We start from the raw sequence: 22212 nt of genomic DNA, 5'->3' as shown, positions 1-22212 counted from the left end.
GCGCTTAAGGTAAGCCCCGCCCTCTTTCCTTCAGGCTTTGGTAGCCTATTGGAGCTCTTCTGCATCGAAAAGGTCTTCTGTGTACGCCCATCGATGCTAACATTCCGGTGCCCACATCGCCCTGCACCAGGCGCAGCATCGGCGACGGGCGCGCGATGTCCTCGCGGATCTGTTCGAAGACGCGCGTCTGCGCACCGGTCAGCGCGAACGGCAAGGCCTTGACCAGCGCTTTCACCAGCGTGCCCCGCCCCTTCAGCGCAGGCGCCCGGTGTTGCTGCAGGGCCAGCCGCTGGCGCCGCAGGCTCAGGTGGTGCGCGAGCAGCTCTTCGATCGCCAGCCGGCGCTGCGCCGGGTGCGTCCCCAGCGCCAGCGCGGCCACGTCCGCATCGCGTGGCGGACGATGCATGGTCAGCAGCGCGTCGCGCAGCGACGGCAATCCGAGGCCTTCGAGCAACGGCGAGGGCAGCAGCTCCAGCGCGCCCGCTTCCGGCAGGCGCTCGAGTGCCTGACCGATCAGTTTGCGCAGCGTCGCCGGGCCCAGCCCTTCGACGGCCGGGTAGATCGGGTCCAGCGCATCGCGCAGCGCGACGTCGTCCGCTTCGCCCAGCACCCGGTAGCTGGGGTGGATGATCTCCAGCCCATGCTGGCCGGGCTTGGGCGTGCCGTAGCAGCGGAGGCGGGTGCCCACCGCGAACTGCGCCACCTTCGCCGCGCGGAAATGGAAGAACCGCAGCACCAGCGTGCCATGCCCTTCGTCGCCTATCGCCACCCGAAGCACGGGGCGATAGCGGAAGCCGCGCTCGACGGCTTCCACCCGGCCTTCCACCTGCGCGGGCACGCCCGGCTGCAGCAGCCGGATCGGCGTGAGCGTCGTGCGATCCTCGTACCGCAGCGGCAGGTGCAACCACAGGTCCTGCAACGTCACCAGGCCGCGCGCCGCCAGTTTCTCCGCCACGCGCGGACCGACGCCCGGCAGGCGGCTCAGGGGTTCGGCGGAGAGATCGACGACGGGGACGTTGCGACGCACGGGCATCGCACAAGCATGCCGTGATAAGCGCCAAACAAAAACCCCGGCACCGTGAGGTGCCGGGGTGCCCACGTCCAGCGCGTCGCCGCGCGGCTCAGAACTTCACGGCCACTTCCATCCCGTAGGTGCGCGGCTCGCTGATGGTCGCGCCGACGACGCCCAGCGGACCGCGGCCATAGGTGTTCAGGCCCTTCACGTACTGGTTGTCGAAGATGTTGTTGCCGTAGACGGCCCAACTCCAGGTGCCTTGCGGCGAAGTCCAGCCGACCCGCACATCGGTGCGCTCGCGCGGCTCGCCGATGTCCAGCAGGGCGTTCACGCCGCAGTCGCCCTGCAGGTCCGAGCCCGCATTGCAGCGCGTGCGCCCGCGGTAGGCATGGCGCGCGGACAAGCGCAGGTCGCCGCTGTCGCCCAGGCTCATCTTGTAGGCCGCGCCGACCGAGGCGGTGAAACGCGGCTCGCCGGTCGGCTCGCCGTCCAGATCCACGCCTTCCGGCGTCACGTAGTCCTTGTACTTGGAGTCGATCCACTCCGCCTGCGCGTCCAGGGTGAAGGCGTCCGTCACCTTCCAGCGCATGTCGAAGTCGATGCCCGTGGCCTCGAGATCGCCGGTGTCGAACACGAAACGCGGGATGTCGACCGGATTGTTCGGGTCCGGATCGATCAGCCGGATCGACTGGCGGTTGTCGTAGCGGTAGTGGAACAGCGACGCGTTGTAGGAGAAGCGGCCGAACGACTGCTTGATGCCCACTTCCGCGTTCCACACGTCCTCGTTCTCGAACGCCGGGCCGATCTGCAGCGCGTTGAAACCGCCCGCCTTGTAGCCCTTGGCCAGCGAACCGAACACCATCGCCCTGTCGTTGAAGTGGTAGTCGACGACGAAGCGCGGGCTGAAGTCGCTCCAGCTGCGCTTGTCGCGCACCAGCACGCCCTTGTTGACCATCGCCGGCGGATCGATGAAGGCCATGTCGAAGGTCAGCAGCTCGCGGGTGATCGGGATGCCCATCTGCGCCAGCGCATCGAAGAAGCCCAGCGATTCCAGCAGGTCCAGCTTGGCTTCCAGCTCGGGCGCGTTGCGGGGCGTGTTGAGCCAGGTGAAGTCCTTCTCGTCGCGGGTGTAGCGCAGGCCGAAGGTCAGGTTGAGCTTGTCGGTGGCGCGCCAGATCACGTCGCCGAAGGCCGCGTAGGCGGTCGTCGACAGCGTGTTGGTGAAGCGCTCGTTCCAGCGGTCGCCGACCAGGGAGACCGGGATGCCGGCACTCTGGGCCAGGAACGAAGTGAACCCGAACAGGCTGCCGTCCGGGGTTGGCGCGATGCCAAGATTGCGCACGATGTTGTCGACCGCGGCGGTATTGGTGTTCACCTCGCTGGTCTGATCGGCGTCCTCCTTGAAGAAGCTGGCGCCGGCCACCCAGTCCAGACGCGCGTTGCTGCCGGCGAACTTGAACTCCTGGTAGAACGTCTCGTTGCTCTCGGTGTTGACCGAGTCGATGTACAGGTCGGCGCGGTTGGTGCCGTCCTCCTCGGTCTGGTTCAGCGCGTCGTACTGCCGCCAGGACGTGGTCGAGGTCAGGTGTCCCCAGGTCAGCGCGTGGTCCACGATCAGGGTGACGCCGTCGAAGGTGCGCCACTCGGCGTTGGTGGCGTCGCTGTAGGTCGGGATGTCGCGCGGATCGAGGGAGTCGTCGGGATCCACCGGGGCCGGCGGCCGCTGCGGATAGGCTGGCAGCGGCACGATGCCGGTGGCCACGCGGCCGTTCTGGTCCAGGCTCTCGTGGTCCCAGCTGACCAGCGCGGTGGTGTTATCGCCCAGTCCCACCTGCCAGGCGGCGCGCGTGGCCCACACGTTCTCGCCGCCCAGATCCTTGCCGGTGGCACCGTCCTTGAACCAACCGTCGCTGTGGTTGAACAGCGCGTTGAAACGCAGGGCCGAGTTGTCGCCGGTCGGGAGGTTCCACATCGCATCGGCGTACTGCTTGCCATAGTTGCCCAGGCGAAGGCGCAGGCGGGCCTCCAGCTCGTCCTGAGGTCGCCGGGTCACCAGCGAGATTGCGCCGGCAGCCGTGTTTCGGCCGAACAGCGTACCCTGCGGGCCCTTCAGCACCTCGATCCGCTCGACATCGACGAAGGGCAGCAGCACGCCGCCACCGCGGCCGCCGTAGACGCCATCGACGAACACGCCCACCGCCGGATCGGTGCCGATACCGAAGTCGCTGGTCTCCACGCCCCGCAGCCGGAACGAAGGCTGGGTCGGCTGCGCCGCATCCACGACCAGGCCTGGTACGAAGGCATCGATGTCGCCCAGGTTGTCCGCCGCCACGTCATCGAGCAGCTGCTGGTCCACGACCTGCAGCGCGATCGGCACGTCCTGCAGCTCCTGCTGGCGGCTCTGCGCGGTGACGACGATGGCGTCCAGGTTGGTGGCGTCCTGCTCGCCCTGCGGCGTCGACTGGGCCCATGCCGTACCGCCCGTCCCCAGCACCACGCAGCCGCCGAACAGCGCGCGCCGCAGCCCGACCACCAGATTCCGTTGCGTCACTTTCATCACTCCCTCCCAAGAAGCGTTGGTGCGGAAGCCGGCCTCAACGTGCCGGCGGCATGTTCACGATTCCCCTGCAGCGCTCCCGCAACTCCCCGGCTGCGCGTTGATCCAGTCGCGGATCAGCTGCACGCCCTCGCGGTGCACGACTGAGCGGCCGACCTCCGGCATCATGATCGCGGGATCGGCGCTGTCCATGCGGAATTCGAAGATGGAAGCTGCGGCATTCCCCGGCTCGATGTCGTGCAGGCGGTTGCCGGTCCCCTTCCCCGCTGCGATCGGCTGCTTGCAGAAGCCCAGTTTCAGTCGGTCCTGCGTCTGCGCGTCCAGCCACAGGCCCGAGGTGATCGCGGGACCGGTGGCGCTGTGGCAATGGCCGCAGTTGATGTCCAGGTAGGCACGCGCCCGCGCGTCCAGCGGCGCCGCGGCCTCCATCGCATCGACCAGCCGCGGCGGGTTGGCCGGCACGCCGGCCAGGTAGCCGACGCGCACGAGGTGCGCGAGCTGGGTCTCGCGGCCCCCCGCGTAGTCGAAGGCGCGGTTGAGGGGGCGGGCCTTCGGCCCGATCGGCAACAACTTGCGCGACTTGTTGTCGGTGATGTGGCAGCCGCCGCACTGATTCTGGTCGGGCACCTGGTACTCGGCCGTCTCGCGCGCGCCGGCGGCGTCGACCAGATCCAGCGTGACCAGCTCGCCGGTGCGCTTGAGCGTGGCCTGCGTCTGTGCCTCGTTCCAGACATAAGGCAGCGCGACCCACCCCTCCGCGCGATGCACCAGCAGGCGGGTCTCGATCAGGCGCACCTTGGCGAGATCGAGGGCTTCACCTTCGAGTGAGGACTGCGACGGCGGCGTGCGCGCGACGGATTTCCCGTCCCACGTCGTACCTGCCGGCAGCGGGAAGTAGAAGGTCTTGCTGAGGATGGTGCCCACCGGGAAATCGAAACTCTGTTCCGGCCGGTACGTCGCCGATGTGCCCTCGGGCATCCACACCGTGCGCAACTTGTGCGCGTAGTCGCTGAACAACGGCGTGTTGAGATCGTAAGGCACCACGCCTGGGTTGAGGCGGAGCTTCCCGTCTTCGATGCGCAGCACGCCCCACTCATCCAGCGTCTTCGGCTGCCCCTCGGCGAAGAAGTGCACGCCTGCCGACGGACGGCACGCCGAGAGCACCAGGCCCAGGGAGGCGATCACGAGCAGGAGCCCGTGCCAGTAAGGTTTGCGCATGCCTTACCCGCGCTTCAGATCGACCGCGGGCAGCCGGGGCAGCTCGCAGTCGTGGGCCTTCGCATCCTTGCTGGGGTTGCCGAAACCGCCGGGACCATCGGCGTTGACCACGCCACTGACGTCGCGCAGGCAGATCTGCGGCCCGATCTTCTTGCCGTCGACCAGCCGCTCCTTGTTGAAGTAGCCATCCCACAGCACGTCGGGGAAACGGCCGCGCAGCCCGTAGGTCGCCACCTTCAGCGCCTTCAGGTCGAAGCCGTCGGGCGAATCGCCGCCGCCGGACAGCGTGTTGCCATGGATGTAGATGCGCTCCGGATACGGATCGAAGTTCGGTGACGCGCTGCTGTCCTTGTAGCCGGTGGAGTAGACGCTGGAGACGATGATGTTCGCCGTCGCGTTGTCGCGGATCTCGTTGCCGAAGATCTCGATGTCGTCGTTGGAGTTGATGACGATGCCCGACCCCGCTGGCACGCTGGCCACCGGCGTGCCCTTGGCGCCGAAGTTCTCGTGGTTGTTGGCGATCACCTTGTTGTCGTAGACGCGGATGTTGCCGCCCTGCTGCGACAGGCCCGGCATGTTGAACACCAGGATGCCGCCGGTATTGCCGGTCGCCACGTTGTCGTAGACGTCGGCGTTGAGGGTGTTCTCTATCTCGATGCCGGCCACGTTCTGCTCGGCGCGGCTGCGGCGCACGATCACGCCATCGGACTGGCCCACGTAGATGCCGGCATCGGATGCGCCGATGGACACCGTGTCCTCGATCAACACGTTCTTCGTCAGCACCGGATAGATGCCATAGGCGCCGTTCTTGGTGCTGGGGCCGCCAGTCCACTGCACCTTCACGCCGCGCACGGTGATGTTGGACGACTCGCTGATCTTCAGGCCGTCGCCCTTGGAGTCCTCGATGGTGAGGTTCTCGATGGTGAAGTCGTCGCCGTTGACCAGCAGCCCTTCGGCGCCGGCCTTCTGGCCCTTGAAGCTCAGCACGCTCTTGTCCATGCCGGCGCCGCGGATGGTCACCCCGCTCGCGCGCAGGGTCAGGCTGCGGTCGAAGGCGTGGCGACCGGCCGGGATCTCGATCACGTCGCCCGGCTTGGCATCCAACAGGCGCTCCTGCAGGGTGGTGGCGAAGGCCGCGTCGCCGGCGGGCACCTCGGCCGCCGGAGGCGCGTCGGGCTGGCAACCCACGGCCAGCAGCGCCAGGGCGCCGGCCACTGCCACGGAAATGCTGCGCTGCATGAATCGCCTCTCCCCATACGGCTGCGTAGTGCCTGGCAGTCTGGTGCGCCGCCCCACGTCACGCAGAGGGCGGGAGCGGCATACTAAGGGGGGGAAAGCGGACAAGCTGGAGGGGCTTCGATGCGCTGGAAAACCGGACTCGGCAACCGCCTGCTGGTGGCCAACCTGCCGACCAACATGTTGTGCGGCCTGGTGCTGCTGGCCGGCGAATTCGGCGTGAATGCCGAAAGCTGGTTCGCCGGCATGCGCCTCAACGTGCAGGAAATCCACGACCCGCAGGCGCGGGTGTCCTACCGCCAGGCCAGCGAGATCATCCGTCGCGCCCTGCCGACCCTGCCGATCGACGGCGTGGGCCTGGCCATGGGCGAGAAGCAGAACGGCGGCAACTTCGGCCTGCTCGGCCTGGCGATGAAGACCGCGCCCACCTTCGGCGACGCCGTGCAGATCGGCCTGGAGTACCAGCGCAACCTCGGCCCGCTGATGGACCTGGACGTACAGGATCGCGAAGATGGCGCGCTCGCCGTCGTCGCCACGGCGCCGGAGGAGGCCGCCGACCTGCTGCCCTTCCTGTGCGAGGAAATGTTCGCCAGCACGCTGATGCTGGCGCGCGAGCTGGCAGGCCCCGACTTCCGCCCGCTCTGGCTGGAACTGGGCTATCCCGCACCGCGTTATGCCAGGCGTTACGACGACCTGTTCGGCTGCGAGATCCGCTTCAACCAGACGCAGCACGCGATGGTGGTGGATCGCCGCTGGCTGGAACTGCCGTTCGCCAGCTACAACCCGGTGACCTCACGGCAGGCACTGGCGTTGTGCCAGGCGCAGCTGGCCGCCATGTCCCTGCGCGGCGAGACCACCGCGGCGGTCGAACGCCAGCTGCGCCCGCGCCTTCGCGACAATCCGCAGATGACCGATGTCGCCGCCGCGCTGCACCTGAGCGAACGCACGCTGCGCCGGCAGCTGGCCGAGGAAAGCACCAGCTTCAGCGCCGTGCACGACCGTGTGCGCACCGAACGCGCGCTCGAACTGCTGCAGGACCTGGAACTGACCATCGCCGCGGTCGGCAGCCAGATCGGCTTCACCGACGTGCGCGAGTTCCGCCGCGCGTTCAAGCGCTGGACCGGGCACACGCCCAGCGAGATGCGCGGCACGCCGACGTAGGGCAGCGCCCGCGTCACGGCGTTTCCCTCCCCGGGGCAACGCCGATCGAAGGTGTTCGGCGCCGGGCGGTCCCGGCGCCCCGCGCCTCAGCCGGTCAGTCGAGCACCATCACCGCATCGACTTCGAACGCCGCGCCCTTTGGCAGGCCCGACACTTCGATGGTCGAGCGCGCGGGATAGGGCGCGGCGAAGTAGTCCTGCATCACCGCATTGACCGCCGCGAACTGCGACAGGTCGGTCAGGTACAGGCCCAGGCGCACGATCCGGTCCAGCGAACCGCCTGCGGCCTCGGCGACGGCCTTGAGGTTGTCGAACGCGCGACGCGCCTGCGCCGCGATGTCGCCTTCCACCAGGTTGCCGGTGGCCGGATCCAGCGGGATCTGCCCGGAAAAGTACACCGTGGTGCCGGCGCGCACGGCCTGCGAATAGGGACCGATGGCGGCGGGCGCGTGGTCGGTGTGGATGATCTGCTTGGTCATGGGTTGTCCTGTATGAAGAAAGTTTGACAGTGCTAACGCAGAATTTCGGGTCGTATGTCGTCCTGAAACGCGAAGTCGCAATCGACACGTGGTACCCCACCCACGATCTTGAGCGATGCCAGCGGCGCGCGGTTAGCCGAGCCTGCAGGTACTCTCAGACGGCGATAAACGCCACTCGAAAGATCCCAGTCGTACACATAGAGACCGACAGAAGCATAGTCATCCCAGACGTGCACCGTCCCCCAGTTGGGCGTCTCGATCAGCGACAGTACGGCGTCCAGCGATTCGCGGGCATCTATCGCAGACTTTGGTGCCATCCCTGAGCCTGCGGTAGAAAAAAGCGCCAAACGACCTTCCTTATCGATCGCGAGCCAGTCAAATTCGAAACCGACGATCTCGGGCGCAGGCCGCATACCTTTGTGGATTCCTTACTGCCGACGCACGCCGTGCACGACGTTGAGCCGCCGCAACCGGCGCATCACTTCCGCCAGGTGGTTGCGGTCGCGCACCTGGATGGAGAAGCGCAGCACGGCAACGTTGATGTCGCGCTCCAGGTACTCCACACGTTCGATGTTGGACTGGCTCTTGGCGACCGCGGCGGCGACCTGCGCCAGCACGCCGGGACGGTTCTCCACGTCGATCAGCAGCGCGGCGTCGTAGTCGCCGGTGACCTTGGCGTCCCAGGCGATCGGCACCCAGCGTTCCGGCGACTTGCGGAACTCGGTGACGTTGGGGCAGTCCAGGCGGTGCACCACGATGCCCTTGCCGGCGGTGTGATAGCCCATGATCTCGTCGCCCGGGATCGGCTGGCAGCACTGCGCGAAACTGACCACGCCGCGTTCGCCGCCGGTGATCAGGATCTTTTCCTGCGAATGCTTCGAATGGCCGCCACCGCGCAGCTCGGCGAAGGCGGTCAGCGCCTGCGCCGCCTGCGAGGGCATCCAGTTGCCCAGGGCGACGTCGGCCAGGAACGCCTCCAGGCGCGGGTACTTGTGCTCGCTGAGGAAAGCCTCCAGGCGCTGCTGCGGCAGGCGCTCGAGCGAGCTGTCCAGGTCCTCCAGCGCGCGGTCGAGCATGCGATGTCCCAGCTGCACCGCGTCCTCGTGCTCGAGCTGCTTCAACTGGTGGCGGATCGCGGTGCGCGCCTTGCTGGTCACCACGAACTCCAGCCACTGCGGCTTGGGCGCGGCCGACTTGGCGGTGATGATCTCCACGCTCTGCCCGCTGGCCAGCTTGGTACGCAGCGGCACCAGCTTCTTGTCCACGCGCGAGGCCACCGCCTGGTTGCCGACATCGGTATGCACCGCGTAGGCGAAGTCCAGCGCGGTGGCATTGCGCGGCAGCGACAGGATCTTGCCCTTCGGCGTGAACAGGTACACCTCGTCCGGGAACAGGTCCACCTTCACGTTGTCGAGGAACTCCAGCGACGAACCGGCCGCGCGCTGGTTGTCGATCAGCTCGACGATCCACGCATGCGCGCGGTTCTGCGCGCTGTTGGGCGAGTCGGTGCCGTACTTGTAGGTCCAGTGCGCGGCGATGCCGCGCTCGGCGATCAGGTCCATCTCGGTGGTGCGGATCTGCACCTCGATCGGCGAGCCGTACGGCCCGAACAGCACCGTGTGCAGCGACTGGTAGCCGTTGGCCTTGGGAATGGCGATGAAATCGCGGAAGCGGCCGTCCAGCGGCTTGTACTGCGCATGTACGGCGCCCAGGGCGTGATAGCACGACGGCACCGAATCGACGACCACGCGGAAGCCGAACACGTCCATCACCCGGTCGAAGCTCTTTCCCTCGCTGCGCATCTTGTTGTAGATGCTCCAGGGCGTCTTCACCCGGCTGACCAGGCGGTGCTCGATGCCCTCCTTGGCCAGCCGCTGCGACAGGTGCGCTTCGATCTGCGCCATCGATTCGCGGCGCATCACCGGCTGGCTGCGGATGTGCTTGTCGATGACCGCGTGCCGCCACGGATGCAGGGCGCGGAAACCGAGGGCCTGCAGTTCGGACTTGACCAGGTTCATGCCCAGCCGCTGGGCGATGGGCGCGTAGATCTCCAGCGTCTCGCGGGCGATGCGCCCACGGGCCTCGGCACTCTGCGCGCCCAGGGTGCGCATGTTGTGCAGGCGGTCGGCCAGCTTGATCATGATCACGCGCAGGTCGCGCGACATGGCCAGCAGCATCTTGCGGAAGCTTTCGGCCGCGGCTTCCTGGCGGTCGCGGGACTTCAGCTTGTCCAGCTTGGTGACGCCATCGACCAGTTCGGCGACGGATTCGCCGAACTCGCCGGCGATTTCCTCACGGGTGAGCGGCGTGTCCTCGATGGTGTCGTGCAGAATGGCCGCGATCAGCGTCTCGGCATCCATGCCCAGTTCGGCCAGCACGCCCGCCACGGCCACGGGATGGGTGATGTACGGTTCGCCCGACTTGCGGGTCTGGCCGGCATGCGCGGCGGCACCGACTTCCCACGCCCGCCGCCGCAGCGGCAGCTGCTCCCTGGGGAGGTACGCCGCCGTCTTCTCGAACTGGGCCACGTAATCCGGCAAGCCGTCGTCGCGCGATGAAGACGGGCTGCGGAGGGCCTTGGCGGAACGACCTGGATTCATGCCGCCAGACTATGCCAGTCAGGTCGTCACGGCAACGCGCACATGGCGTCCGGAAACGCGAAAAGCCCGCTTGCGCGGGCTTTCCAGCGATCGTCCGTTCCGATGGGAACGATGGACGGATGCGATCAGTCGTCGCCCTTGGACAGGTCGTCGTCGGCGACCACTTCGGCGGCGGCCCATTCCAGCGCCTCACGCTCGGCGCGCTCGCGCTCGGCCTTCTCCACGCGGTCGATCAGGTCGTTGTCGATCTTGCGCGCGGCGATCTCGCGCAGCGCCAGCACGGTCGGCTTGTCCTGCGCTTCGGTGTTGTCGATCTGGGCATCGACGCCGTTGGCCAGCTGGCGGGCGCGCTTGGCGGCCATGGTGACCAGCTCGAAACGGTTGTTGACGACTTCCAGGCAATCTTCGACGGTGATGCGGGCCATGCGGGCTCCCGGCGACCGTTGGCCGCCCAGTGAATACGGAAAGGGGCGGCGATTGTAGGCAGCGGGGCCCGGCAAGGCAAGCCTTTCTTTTAAAATCAACCAGTTATCCGGGAAAACCGGCGCTGCGCCGCCCTCAATCGGCCAGCAGGGCGGCAATCAGGCCGGCGTGGCGGACATCCTGGGCCTCACGGCGCAGCCGGCTGGCGGTGAAGATGGCATGCATCTGGGCCACCGCCTCCTCGAACACGTCATTGACGATCACGTAGTCGAATTCGCCGTAATGCGACATCTCCTCGCGGGCCGCCGCCAGGCGTCGCTGGATGACCTCCTCGCTGTCCTGTCCACGGGCGCGCATGCGCTGCTCCAGCGCCCGGCGCGACGGCGGCAGGATGAACACGCTGACCGCATCCGGCACCTTCTCGCGCACCTGGCGCGCGCCCTGCCAGTCGATCTCCAGCAACACGTCCTTGCCGGCGGCCAGCTGCGGCTCCACCGACTGGCGCGCGGTGCCTTTCCAGTCGCCGTGCACGCGGGCGTACTCGAAGAAATCGCCGGCGCAGATCATCGCCTCGAACTCCTCGGCGCTGATGAAGTGGTAATGCTGCGCATGGCGTTCGCCCGGTCGCGCGCCGCGCGAGGTGAACGAGATGGACAGGGCGATCTCGGCGTCCCGGGCCAGCACGGCGTTGACGATGCTGCTCTTGCCGGCCCCGGACGGCGCCGCGACGATATAGAGGGTTCCGCGCTTCATTCGATGTTCTGCGCCTGTTCGCGGATCTGGTCGATCAGCACCTTCAACTCGACCGCGATGTTGGTGGTGCGGATGTCCACGGACTTGGACCCCAGTGTGTTGGCCTCGCGGTTGAACTCCTGCAGCAGGAAGTCCAGCCGGCGTCCCTGAGGCTCCTTCTGGGTGAAGATGCGGCGAATCTCCTTCACATGGCTGTCCAGCCGGTCCAGTTCCTCGTCCACGTCCAGCTTCTGCAGCCACAACACCAGTTCCTGCTCCAGCCTGCCCGGCTCCATGTTCTGGGCCACGTCGGCCAGGCGGGCCTCCAGCTTCTGCCGCTGGCCGGCACGGATCTGCGGGATGAGGGTACGCACCTCGGCCGCCAGGGCGGCGATGCCGTCCACCCGCTCCAGGATCGCCGCGACCAGCTTGCCGCCCTCGCGCTCGCGCGCGGCGACGAACTGGTCCAGCACCGCGTCGAGCAACGCCAGCGCTTCGGCCTGCAGGGCCTCCATGTCCACGCCCTTGCTCTGCAGCACGCCGGGGAACTGCAGCAGGTCGGTCAGCCCGGTGCGCAGGTTCGGCATGCGCGAGGACAGGTCCAGCGCCAGTTCCGACAACTGCGCCACCACGCGCGGGTTGAGCTGCAGCGCGCCGGTGCCGTCGGGCGCGCGCAGGCGCAGGGTCAGGTCCAGCTTGCCGCGCGAAACCCGCGCGACGACGCGCTCGCGCAATGCCGGTTCCAGCACGCGCAGCTCATCGGGCAGGCGCACGCCCAGTTCGAGGAAGCGGTGGTTGACCGCCCGCAGTTCGGCCGCCAGCGTGCCACCCTCGGTGGCGCGTTCGGCGGCGGCGAACGCCGTCATGCTGCGGATCATGCGGAAGCCCATGCGAACAATGAGCGGCGCATCTTAGCAGTACGGGCGCCGGCGTCCCGGCGTGCCGGGGACGGACTGCTAAACTTCGCCCCCCTCACCGCGGATGCCCCCATGTCCTTTTCCCGCCCCAGCGGCCGCCAGCCCGACCAGATGCGCGACGTCAGCATCCTGCGCAACTACACCCGGCACGCGGAAGGCTCGGTGCTGGTCAGCTTCGGCCACACCCGGGTGCTGTGCACCGCCAGCGTCGACAACAAGGTGCCGGGTTTCCTGCGCGGCAAGGGCGAGGGCTGGCTGACGGCCGAGTACGGCATGCTGCCGCGCTCCACCCACACCCGCAGCGACCGCGAGGCCGCGCGCGGCAAGCAGGGCGGGCGCACGCTGGAGATCCAGCGCCTGATCGGCCGCACCCTGCGCGCCTGCGTGGACCGGGGCGCGCTGGGCGAACGCACCATCACCCTGGACTGCGACGTGCTGCAGGCCGACGGCGGCACCCGCACCGCCGCCATCACCGGCGCCTACGTGGCGCTGGTGGACGCGGTGAACTGGCTGAAGTCGCGCAAGGAGATCAAGCGCGATCCGATCCATGGCGCGGTGGCCGCGGTCTCGGTGGGCATCTATCGCGGCACGCCGGTGCTGGACCTGGACTACGCCGAGGACAGCGACTGCGACACCGACATGAACCTGGTGATGAACGACGGCGGCGGCTTCATCGAACTGCAGGGCACGGCCGAGGGCCATGCGTTCCGCCGCGACGAACTGGATGCACTGCTCGCCCTGGGCGAGAAGGGCATGGGCGAACTGTTCGCGGCGCAGCGTGCTGCGCTGGCGGGCTGAGTTCCGCTCCTCCAGATATCCGGCAATCCTCATGCAGATCCTCAGCCTGGTCACCCTGCTGGTCGACGACTACGACCGCGCCATCGCGCACTACTGCGGCGCGCTGGGCTTCGCGCTGCGCGAGGATACCGACCTGGGCGGCGGCAAGCGCTGGGTGCGCGTCGCGCCGCCCGGTGACGGCACCACCGACCTGCTGCTGGCCGTGGCCACCACCGACGCACAGCGCGCGCGCATCGGCGACCAGACCGGCGGGCGCGTGGGCTTCTTCCTGCAGACGGACGATTTCTGGCGCGACCATGCGCGGATGTCGGCGGCTGGCGTCGAGTTCCTCGAGTCCCCGCGCGAAGAAAGCTACGCCACCGTCGCCGTCTTCCGCGATGCCTACGGCAACCGCTGGGACCTGCTGCAACCGAAAGGATGACCGCATGAAACTCGTCCTCGCCTCCTCCAACCAGGGCAAGCTGGAAGAACTGCGCGGCCTGCTGGCCGACAGCGGCATCGAACTGGTCGCGCAGTCCGATCTGGGTGTGGAGGACGCCGACGAAACCGGCACCACCTTCGTCGAGAACGCCCTGATCAAGGCCCGTCACGCCAGCCTGCAGACCGGCCTGCCCGCACTGGCCGACGATTCGGGCATCTGCGTGGACGCGCTCAACGGCGCGCCGGGGCTTTATTCGGCCCGCTATGCCGGCGGACACGGCGACGCCCAGCGCAACATCGACAAACTGCTGGACGCGCTGCATGGGGTGCCGGGCGAGCAGCGCGGCGCGCACTTCTACTGCGTGCTGGTGCTGCTGCGCCATGCGCACGACCCGCAGCCGCTGATCGTCGAAGGCGAATGGCAGGGCCGCATCCTGCACGAACGCCGCGGCACGGGCGGCCACGGTTACGACCCGGTGTTCTTCGACCCGCAGTTCGGCCAGTCGGCCGCGGAGATGCCGCTGGACGAGAAGAACCGCATCAGCCACCGCGGCAAGGCGCTGGCGGCGCTGAAGCAGCGCCTGCTCGCACTGGCCTAGCCCATGCTGATCCCGCCGCCCCTGGCGCTCTACGTGCACCTGCCATGGTGCGTGCGCAAATGTCCGTACTGCGATTTCAATTCGCACCAGGGCAAGGGCGGGCTGCCGTTCGACGCTTACGTGGACGCCCTGCTGCGCGATCTGGACCACGACCTGCCGCTGGTCTGGGGCCGCACCGTGCACAGCGTGTTCTTCGGCGGCGGCACGCCGAGCCTGTTCCCGCCCGAGATGATCGACCGCTTCCTGCAGGGCGCCAGCAGTCGGCTGCGCTTCGCGCCGGGACTGGAAGTGACGCTGGAGACCAATCCCGGCACGGCCGAACACGGGCGCTTCGAGCACTACCGCGCTGCCGGCGTGAACCGCATCAGCTTCGGCATCCAGAGCTTCGACGATGCCAGCCTGCAGAAGCTGGGGCGCATCCACGACAGCCGCGAGGCCGAACATGCGGTGAAGCTGGCGCAGGATGCCGGCTTCGACAACCTCAACCTGGACCTGATGTACGCCCTGCCCGGCCAGACGCTGGCGATGGCCGAGCATGACCTGCAGCGCGCGTTCGCCCTGCAGCCTGCGCACGTCTCCCACTACCAGCTCACGCTGGAACCCAACACGGTCTTCTTCGCCCGGCCGCCACAGGGAATTCCCGACGACGACCTGGCCTGGGACATGCAGGAGCATTGCCAGGCGCTGCTGGCCGACGCCGGCTACCAGCATTACGAAGTCAGCGCCTATGCCCGCGCGGGTCGCCGCTGCGCGCACAACCTCAACTACTGGCGTTATGGCGATTACATCGGCATCGGCGCCGGCGCGCACGGCAAGATCACCGTGGGCGCCACGCAACAGGTCCTGCGGCGCTGGAAGGTCAAGCATCCCACTGCCTATCTCGCCTCAGCGGGCACGCCGGACGCGATCGGCGGGGACGACGACATCACGCCGGAACGGCGCCCGTTCGAATTCATGCTCCACGCGCTGCGGCTGCAGGACGGCTTCGCCCTGGCCGATTTCACCGCCACCACCGGGCTGCCGGCAGAACACATCGCGACGCCGTTGGAACAGGCCCGTCAGAGCGGCTGGCTGGCGCTGTCCGGGACGCATGTGATGCCCACCGCGCTGGGGCGCCGCTTCACGAACGACGTGATCGAACTGTTCCTGGACCATTGACGCCCATCGCCCTGCCAGGGCGACGGATGGATGCGCCGGCAACGGCGGGTGTGATAATGATGCGGCTACAGGGGAGCCCACTGCACCGATGACCGGCACACGACCGCCTTCGCCCGCTGCCACGCCGACCACCATCGCGTCGTCGGCCTTGCCGCCGCGCGTGCGCCGCGTGCTGCAGAACCTGTACGACCATATCGCGACCGACTTCATCGCCGCGCTGAACGCGATGCTGGTGGAGTTCGAGCAGCAGCTGTTCAAGCAGGCCGAGCAGGCACGCAGCAACCATCTGCAGGCCCAGGTCTTCGTCGACCTGCGTGCCCTGCAGAAGCACCGGACCGAGCTGGTCCCGCACTACATGTTCGGCCTGGAAGCCGAGCTGGCCGGCATCCGCACGCCGCGCCCGGCAGCGGAGACCGCATCGGCGCTGCGCCTGGACTACCAGACGCTCACGCTAGTCGAAGACGCGGTGATGGACCAGGAAATCGTGCTGCGCGAAGTCGCGCGCCGGCACGAGCAGCGCGGCAATGCGCAGATCCTCATGCTGGGCCAGCGTTTCGGCGTGCTGGCCCGGGCACCCGCCTACGACGCGGATACGCTGCCGCTGGGCCCCCACCGTCTCTGCCAGGTGCTGAAGGAGGCCGCCACCTGCCTGCAGCTGTCGCTGGATGCGCAGCTGGTGCTGTATCGCACCTTCGACCACAAGGTGATGCAGAACTACAGCGAATGGGCCGGGACGGTGAACCAGTTCCTGTCGCGCGAAGGCATCCTGCCGGGACTGGTCTACATGCCGCGGCGTGTCCGCGTGCAGGAGGCCATTCGCCATCCGCGCGACGCGGCCGACGGCACAGCCCGCCCCCTGACCGGCTGGCAGGGTGCTGCCTCGCACTGGGCCACGCTCACGCCCGAGCAGCTGAACGCGGTGGCGGGCGCCCTGACCGGCAGCAGCACGGCGTCCGGCGCGGGCGTGGGCACAGGTGCGGCAGCGGCGGTCGCTCAGGCGGGCGAGGCTCCACGCACCTCCGCGGACAACGCTGAAACACCGGGCGATGCGGCAGGCTCGTGCGAAGTGCTGCAGAAGCTGCTGGCGATCCGCCGCGGCGGCCTGCAGGCCGATGCACAGGCGCTCGCCGATGCCGCCGTCCAGCCGGGGGGACACGGTACGCTGGCGCAGGGCGCAGGCGGCCACCCCGCAGGCCCGACCGGGCCCGGCGGCCGTGGCGGCGCCGGCACTCCGTCGGGGCCGGGCGCCGGCGCACCGCGACTGCTTCCCACCCCCGACGTACTGGACACCTTGCGGGCCATGCAGGCCGCGCCCCTGCCCGCGCGCACGCCAGAGCAGCCGCGCCGCACGGTGCAGGACCTGCAGCAGGCGATGCTGGCGGCCGCCCGCGCGCGGCATGGACCCGATGCCACGCTGGCCAGCGCGGATTCGGACACCTTCGAACTGCTCGACCTGCTCTACAACGAGATCGAACGCGAAGTGCAGCACGATGCGCCCGCCGCCGACATGCTGGTGCGGCTGCAGGTGCCGGTGGTGCAGGCCGCCCTGCGCGACCGCAACTTCTTCCTGCGCGCACAGCATCCGGCGCGCGACCTGCTCAACACCGTGGCCGAGTCGGGCGCCACCTGGCTGGGCGAGGAGGACGTGGACCCGCAGCTGCTGCAGAAACTGCACCAGGCGGTCGAGACCGTGGTGGAGACCTACGAAGGCGACGAGACCGTCTTCGAGGACGCCAGCCGCGAGGTGCAGCAGCACCTGCAGGCCGCCGCGCGCAAGGCCGACCTGGCCGAACGACGGCAGGTCGAGGCCGCCCGCGGCAAGGACCGCCTGGAGATCGCCAAGCAGCGCGCCGCCGAGACCATCGAGTCGGCCATGGCCGAGGCCAAGCCGCAGAAGTTCGTGCAGGCCCTGCTCAGCCAGGCGTGGGCCGACGTGCTCACGCTCACCCAGCTGCGCAATGGCGAAACATCCGGCGAGTGGGCCGACGCGCTGCAGACCACCCTGGAAATCGTGGCGGCCACCACCACCGCGCAGGGAGCCAATGCGGAACTGGCCGGCAAGGTCGAGAAATCGCTGGTCCAGGTGGGCTACCACGAAGACGAGGCGGCGGCGATCGCGCGCCGTCTCTCCAGCGCCGAGGAAGACGAGACGACCTCGCGCACCGAACTGACGGCCAGGCTCAAGGCGCGCGCGCGCCTGGGTGGACAGAGCGAGGTCAAGAAGAAGCCGGCGCAGCCGCGCACCCCTGAAGAGCAGGAATGCTACGACTACCTGCGCACGCTGCCGTTCGGCACCTGGTTCGAGTTCACCCGCAACCAGCAGGGCGACGTGCAGCGGCAGCGGCTGTCGTGGTTCAGCCCGGTCACCGGCAACGCGCTGTTCGTCAACCAGCGCGGCCAGCGCGTGGGTGAACATTCGCTGGACACGCTGGCGCACCTGATGGCCAAGGGCCAGGCGCAGGTGGTCACCGAAGACCGCGGCCGCCTGATCGACCGCGCCTGGAACGCCACCCTCAATGCGCTGCGCAGCCTGACCGGCCGTCGCGGCGAAGCCGAACCCGCCGGAGGTGCCGCATGATGCGCGAATTCCGCCGCGCCCGCCGGCGCAACGTGCCCAAGCCGGTGGCCGTGTTCGACCTGATGACCGAACAGGTGATCGGCCGCGTGGGCAACCTGTCCGAATCCGGCATGCTGTTGGTGGCCACCGAACCGGTGGTCGACGATGCGCTGTACCAGTTGCGCTTCCACCTGCGCGACGAGCGTGGCCAGGACGTCCCCATCGACGTGGGCGCGCACCTGGTCTGGTCCGCGGCGGCGAACACGCCCGGGCAGGCGTTCGCCGGCCTGCGCTTTCTGACCATCGACCGCGAGCCGCTGGAGCGGCTGCGCCAGTGGGTCAACGCCGGGCCCGAAGCCGAATAGGACCCACACCACGGCCCGTCCGGGCCGGATGCGGCAAAATGGCGACTCTTCCGCACGAGTCGCCACCATGAACGCCGCCGCTTCCTTCGACATCGACCTCGTCCCGCTGTACGCCGATCATCTGGCGACGATGAAGCGGCGTGCCGACGAAGCGTTGGCGCGGGGCGGTTTCGATCACCTGGTCGTGCCCAGTGGCACGCAGCACTGGCAGGTCTTCGACGACCGCGACTACCCGTATGCGGTCAATCCGCAGTTCAAGGCCTGGCTGCCGCTCACGCGCCTGCCCTACAGCTGGCTGGTGTACACGCCGGGCGAACGGCCCAAGGTGATCTACTACCAGCCGTTCGACTACTGGCACGTGGTACCGGACGCGCCCAGCGGCTGGTGGGTGGACCACTGTGATGTCCACATCATCCGCACGCCCGACGAAGCCGCGGCCCTGCTGCCGCCTGCCGCACGCAGCGCCATCCTCGGCGAGCCGCAGAGCACGCTCGGCGACCATGCGCCGAACAATCCGGAACCCGTGATCCAGTACCTGGAGTACCAGCGCTCTTACAAGACGCCGTACGAGATCGCGCTGATGCGGCAGGCGCAGCGCCTGGCCGTGCGTGGCCACCGCGCCGCCGAAGCAGCCTTCCGCGCGGGGGAAAGCGAGTTCGGCATCCACATGGCCTACTGCACGGCGGTGGGCCAGGACGCCAATGACTTGCCCTACGGCAACATCATCGGCCTCAACGAGCACGCCGCGGTGCTGCACTACATGGAGCTGCAGCGCGTCGCACCCGACCCACTGCGCAGCTTCCTGATCGACGCCGGCGCCAGCTTCCACGGCTATGCCAGCGACATCACCCGCAGCTACGCCTACGACACCCGCAGCGAGTTCCAGGCGATGATCGATGCCGTGGATGCCGCCCAGCAGAAGATGTGCGCCGGCGTGCGCAGCGGCGTGGACTACAGGCAACTGCACGTGGACGCCCACCACACGCTGATGGGCATCCTGAAGGACTTCGGCGTGATCACCGTGTCGCCCGAGGCTGCGGTCGCCACCGGCGTCAGCGCGGCGTTCTTCCCGCACGGCCTGGGCCATCCCATCGGCCTGCAGGTGCACGACGTGGCCGGTTTCGCCGCCAGCGATCGCGGTGGTCGCATCGAACGCCCGGCCGGCCACCCCTACCTGCGCATGACCCGTGTGCTGGAACCGGGCATGGTCGTCACCATCGAACCCGGCCTGTATTTCATCGACCTGCTGCTGGAGGAGCTGAAGAAGAACGGCCACGCCGCCAGCGTCGACTGGGCGCGCGTCGATGCGTTCCGCCCCTACGGCGGCATCCGCATCGAGGACGAAGTGCTGTGCACCGGGGGCGATGCGGACAACCTTACGCGGCCGGCGTTCGGAGAGGCTGATTGACAGCAGGCGATTCGCAACGCGATCCCGTCCTCCCATCGCTCGACGCCGTACAGGACCTCCATGGACACAGATCTGGTCGTGATGACCGCGCTGACCACATTGGCCGCGTTGGGCATGGTCGTCGTTCTACTGCTGCCCGCTTGGATCGCCTGGGGAATTGCCTGGCGCAGCGCGATGCCCAGCACGCACCGGCACTCGTTCGCGTTCACCTGCCTACTGCTGACGTATGGCGTCATGACCTTAGCGACTGCCGTGCTGCTACCACTGGAGGCCCTCAAGATATTCATCGCCCCCGACCTGCACGCCCGAGGCTACATGACGCTCGGGACGGCGATCTTCAGATTCGCTGAGCACGGGGTACCGATTGTTTCTATCATGACGGGCATTCTCGCTGCCTTCCTCATTCCGTTCCGCCTGCGACGGAGATGGGTGGCGATTAGGAGGGCCGATTCTGCTGACGCTGCGCCGCAGCTGAATGGAGCCCACGAAGAATGAGTGCGGGCCACGGGCCTGGGTTATGCCGACGCGAGCATGTTCCGCGTCGAGCGTGATCCACCGCCGTCCCGATTCGCCTCTATGCTTCAGCGCTCCGAACAGGTTGCAGTGCGTCGACAAGAGGAAGACGCGGATGTTCATGATCGGCCAGGGCGAGAACGTGGTGGCAGTCGGTCCGCCCGAGCCGCAGCACTGCCCGCGCTGCGACCAGGTGCGCGATTTCGAGCCGCAGTTCGCGTACAAGTACGGCCGCTTCGACCTGCTGTTCGGCTTCGTCTACGGCCGGCGCTATCAGCTCGCGTGCCCGGTCTGCCACCACGGCTGGCGGCTCGACACCCGTGAAGCCGAGCGCTTGTACGGCCGACCCGACATCCCCTTCCGACTGCGCTACGGCCTGGTGATCCTGCTGGGCGTCTTCGCCGCGCTGGGCGCGGCCTCACTGGCGATGCCGCCAACGGGCTGACACACTCCGCGCCTGCAGCGCACGCGACGCACCGTCAAGACACCCGGAGGTCCAGCATGAAACGCGTCACCGGCATCGGCGGCATCTTCTTCAAGTCGGCGGACCCCCAGGCGCTCAGCGCCTGGTACCGCGACCACCTGGGGCTGGACACGGCCGACTGGGGCGGCGCGATCTTCCCGTGGGGCGGTGAAGGAAGCCCCACGGGCATGACCCTGTGGAGCCCGTTCAAGCAGGACACCACCTACATGGCGCCCAGCACCGCGAGCTTCATGATCAACTTCCGCGTGGCCGATCTGGATGCACTCCTGGCCGTACTGCGCGAAGAAGGCTGCAACGTCGTCGGCGATCCGCAGGTCTCCGAACAGGGCAAGTTCGGCTGGGTGCTGGACCCGGAAGGCAACAAGATCGAGCTGTGGGAACCGCCCGCGGGACAGTAGGAGCACACATGCCACTGGGTGACGTCGCGGGTGAAGCGCTGAGCGGTGCGTTCCGCTTCATCGTACGGATCGTGTTCGAGATCATCGTGGACGTGATCCTGCGCGGTACGGGCGTGATGATCCTGCGACTGCTGCGCCCGAAGCACGACCCCGGCGAAACCGGCGCCATGATGACCGGCCTGGTGTTCTGGGGCACGGCGATCACGCTGTTTTTCCTGGTGTTTCGAATGGGGCAGTGACATGAAGGCCCCGCCCCGGCCACTCACTGATTGGATTTCTTTCGAACCTGAAGGCGAACCGCAATGACCCAGTCCGACTATCTGTTGATCTCCCGCGGCCAGTGGGACGAATCCGCATCGCCGCAGGACGTGCAGGCGGCCATCGACCGCTTCTACGCATGGTACGAACGCGGCCTGGCCGACGGCGTATTGAAGCCCGGCAGCCGGCTGGAGATGCGCGGCAAGCGCGTCACCCGCGACGGCATCACCGACGGACCGTTCGCCGAAGCGAAGGAGCTGGTGGGCGGCTACTGGTTCATCGTCGCCGACTCGCTGGAGGACGCCGCACGCATCGCCGCACAGAACCCGTGCCTCGCCTTCGGCCTGGAACTGGAGATCCGGCCGCTGGAGGCCGCGCGCGCGCGGGCGGACGAGGTGACGAACGAAACGCCGCCAGCCTGGCGCTCGAACGACGGCTGATGGCGCCCATCACGGAAACGCCCTGCGTGCTCGAAGGCGGCTGCCACTGCGGTGCCATCACCCTGGCCTTCTCGACCGCGCGGGTGCCGGCGGACACGGCGCCGCGTGCCTGCGACTGCAGCTTCTGCCGCGCGCATGGCGCGGCCTGGGTCTCGGGTGCGGCGGCACAGCTGGTCCTCCATGCGCACCGGCCGGACCGCGTGCGCCGCTACCGCCAGGGATCGCTGGCCGCACAGTTCCTGCTGTGCGGCGACTGCGGCGTGCTGGTGGCCGTCGTGTTCGAGGACGGCGCCCGTACGTACGCCGCCGTCAATGCGCGCTGCCTGGAGGCGCGCGACGGGTTCGCGCCTGTCGTGCCGGCGTCGCCGCAGAAGCTGGAACCGGACGAGAAGACGGCGCGCTGGCGCCAGCTGTGGATCGCCGACGTCCGGTGGACCACCGACTGATCCGCCGGAAGGTATCGACGCGCCGGCAAGG

23 protein-coding genes and 1 pseudogene are annotated in these 22212 nt (G+C 68.2%); 14 read left to right on the top strand and 10 right to left on the bottom strand.

The genetic code is table 11. The features are described from left to right. Positions 1–103: 103 nt before the first annotated feature. The 4 genes and pseudogenes from CSC76_RS03835 to CSC76_RS03820 form a co-directional block, all read right to left on the bottom strand. Positions 104–1033, bottom strand: a pseudogene (locus tag CSC76_RS03835) (OB-fold nucleic acid binding domain-containing protein); the annotation flags it as partial. Positions 1034–1121: 88 nt separating this feature from the next. After that, positions 1122–3572, bottom strand: a complete 2451-nt coding sequence (locus tag CSC76_RS03830) for a TonB-dependent receptor (RefSeq protein ID WP_162108741.1) — start codon at positions 3570–3572, stop codon at positions 1122–1124. Positions 3573–3629: 57 nt separating this feature from the next. Beyond that, on the bottom strand, positions 3630–4790 hold the full coding sequence (locus tag CSC76_RS03825) for an SO2930 family diheme c-type cytochrome (RefSeq protein ID WP_162108740.1): 1161 nt from the start codon (positions 4788–4790) through the stop codon (positions 3630–3632). 3 nt (positions 4791–4793) lie between these two features. Then, on the bottom strand, positions 4794–6029 hold the full coding sequence (locus CSC76_RS03820; RefSeq protein WP_162108739.1) for a parallel beta-helix domain-containing protein: 1236 nt from the start codon (positions 6027–6029) through the stop codon (positions 4794–4796). A gap of 120 nt (positions 6030–6149) precedes the next feature. Here CSC76_RS03820 and CSC76_RS03815 point away from each other — a divergent pair, with 120 nt between their 5' ends. Beyond that, a complete protein-coding gene (locus CSC76_RS03815; protein ID WP_202923479.1) occupies positions 6150–7187 on the top strand; it encodes an AraC family transcriptional regulator in 1038 nt (345 codons plus the stop codon). A gap of 94 nt (positions 7188–7281) precedes the next feature. Here the strand turns inward: CSC76_RS03815 and CSC76_RS03810 are convergent, their stop codons facing one another. The 6 genes from CSC76_RS03810 to CSC76_RS03785 form a co-directional block, all read right to left on the bottom strand. Then, the gene (locus CSC76_RS03810; protein WP_162108738.1) at positions 7282–7665 is read right to left on the bottom strand and encodes a RidA family protein; all 384 of its coding nucleotides are present in this window, start codon (positions 7663–7665) and stop codon (positions 7282–7284) included. A gap of 32 nt (positions 7666–7697) precedes the next feature. Then, positions 7698–8078 carry a hypothetical protein gene (locus CSC76_RS03805; RefSeq protein WP_162108737.1) on the bottom strand — a complete coding sequence of 127 codons (381 nt, stop codon included), beginning with the start codon at positions 8076–8078 and terminating at the stop codon, positions 7698–7700. Between the two features lie 15 nt (positions 8079–8093). Beyond that, complete coding sequence (locus CSC76_RS03800) at positions 8094–10265, bottom strand: RelA/SpoT family protein (RefSeq protein WP_162108736.1); 2172 nt, start codon at positions 10263–10265, stop codon at positions 8094–8096. 125 nt (positions 10266–10390) lie between these two features. Beyond that, positions 10391–10690, bottom strand: coding sequence for a DNA-directed RNA polymerase subunit omega (rpoZ, locus tag CSC76_RS03795; RefSeq protein WP_162108735.1), 300 nt, complete (start codon positions 10688–10690; stop codon positions 10391–10393). A gap of 133 nt (positions 10691–10823) precedes the next feature. After that, the gene (gene gmk / locus CSC76_RS03790; protein ID WP_162108734.1) at positions 10824–11441 is read right to left on the bottom strand and encodes a guanylate kinase; all 618 of its coding nucleotides are present in this window, start codon (positions 11439–11441) and stop codon (positions 10824–10826) included. After that, positions 11438–12298: a YicC/YloC family endoribonuclease gene (locus tag CSC76_RS03785; protein WP_162108733.1), complete on the bottom strand. Its 861-nt coding sequence runs from the start codon at positions 12296–12298 to the stop codon at positions 11438–11440. The genes gmk and CSC76_RS03785 overlap by 4 nt, the downstream gene beginning before the upstream one ends. A gap of 111 nt (positions 12299–12409) precedes the next feature. On the opposite strand from CSC76_RS03785, the gene rph reads away from it, so the two are divergent. The 13 genes from rph (at position 12410) to CSC76_RS03720 (ending at position 22181) form a co-directional block, all read left to right on the top strand. Next, the gene (gene rph / locus CSC76_RS03780) at positions 12410–13135 is read left to right on the top strand and encodes a ribonuclease PH (RefSeq protein WP_162108732.1); all 726 of its coding nucleotides are present in this window, start codon (positions 12410–12412) and stop codon (positions 13133–13135) included. Between the two features lie 31 nt (positions 13136–13166). Beyond that, positions 13167–13556 carry a VOC family protein gene (locus CSC76_RS03775; protein WP_162108731.1) on the top strand — a complete coding sequence of 130 codons (390 nt, stop codon included), beginning with the start codon at positions 13167–13169 and terminating at the stop codon, positions 13554–13556. Between the two features lie 4 nt (positions 13557–13560). Beyond that, positions 13561–14154 (top strand): RdgB/HAM1 family non-canonical purine NTP pyrophosphatase, encoded by a 594-nt coding sequence (gene rdgB / locus CSC76_RS03770; RefSeq protein ID WP_162108730.1) that lies wholly within the window; start codon positions 13561–13563, stop codon positions 14152–14154. Positions 14155–14157: 3 nt separating this feature from the next. Beyond that, positions 14158–15312 (top strand): radical SAM family heme chaperone HemW, encoded by a 1155-nt coding sequence (hemW, locus tag CSC76_RS03765; protein WP_162108729.1) that lies wholly within the window; start codon positions 14158–14160, stop codon positions 15310–15312. A gap of 88 nt (positions 15313–15400) precedes the next feature. Next, entirely contained in the window at positions 15401–17890 is a 2490-nt protein-coding gene (locus tag CSC76_RS03760) for a DUF1631 domain-containing protein (RefSeq protein ID WP_162108728.1), read from the top strand. Next, positions 17887–18234 carry a PilZ domain-containing protein gene (locus CSC76_RS03755; RefSeq protein ID WP_162108727.1) on the top strand — a complete coding sequence of 116 codons (348 nt, stop codon included), beginning with the start codon at positions 17887–17889 and terminating at the stop codon, positions 18232–18234. The genes CSC76_RS03760 and CSC76_RS03755 overlap by 4 nt, the downstream gene beginning before the upstream one ends. A 67-nt stretch (positions 18235–18301) precedes the next feature. Then, complete coding sequence (gene pepQ, locus CSC76_RS03750) at positions 18302–19642, top strand: Xaa-Pro dipeptidase (protein WP_162108726.1); 1341 nt, start codon at positions 18302–18304, stop codon at positions 19640–19642. A gap of 60 nt (positions 19643–19702) precedes the next feature. Continuing rightward, positions 19703–20137, top strand: coding sequence for a hypothetical protein (locus CSC76_RS03745; RefSeq protein ID WP_162108725.1), 435 nt, complete (start codon positions 19703–19705; stop codon positions 20135–20137). A gap of 133 nt (positions 20138–20270) precedes the next feature. Next, positions 20271–20600, top strand: coding sequence for a hypothetical protein (locus tag CSC76_RS03740; RefSeq protein ID WP_162108724.1), 330 nt, complete (start codon positions 20271–20273; stop codon positions 20598–20600). A gap of 56 nt (positions 20601–20656) precedes the next feature. Further along, positions 20657–21037, top strand: a complete 381-nt coding sequence (locus CSC76_RS03735; RefSeq protein ID WP_162108723.1) for a VOC family protein — start codon at positions 20657–20659, stop codon at positions 21035–21037. Positions 21038–21045: 8 nt separating this feature from the next. Then, positions 21046–21276, top strand: a complete 231-nt coding sequence (locus tag CSC76_RS03730; protein WP_162108722.1) for a hypothetical protein — start codon at positions 21046–21048, stop codon at positions 21274–21276. 63 nt (positions 21277–21339) lie between these two features. Next, positions 21340–21735, top strand: a complete 396-nt coding sequence (locus tag CSC76_RS03725) for a YciI family protein (protein ID WP_162108721.1) — start codon at positions 21340–21342, stop codon at positions 21733–21735. Beyond that, on the top strand, positions 21735–22181 hold the full coding sequence (locus CSC76_RS03720) for a GFA family protein (protein WP_162108720.1): 447 nt from the start codon (positions 21735–21737) through the stop codon (positions 22179–22181). The genes CSC76_RS03725 and CSC76_RS03720 overlap by 1 nt, the downstream gene beginning before the upstream one ends. Positions 22182–22212 lie beyond the last annotated feature (31 nt).

This window comes from Pseudoxanthomonas mexicana (assembly GCF_010093385.1).
Classification (GTDB): domain Bacteria; phylum Pseudomonadota; class Gammaproteobacteria; order Xanthomonadales; family Xanthomonadaceae; genus Pseudoxanthomonas_A; species Pseudoxanthomonas_A mexicana.
This window is presented reverse-complemented; position numbering and strand designations above follow the sequence as displayed.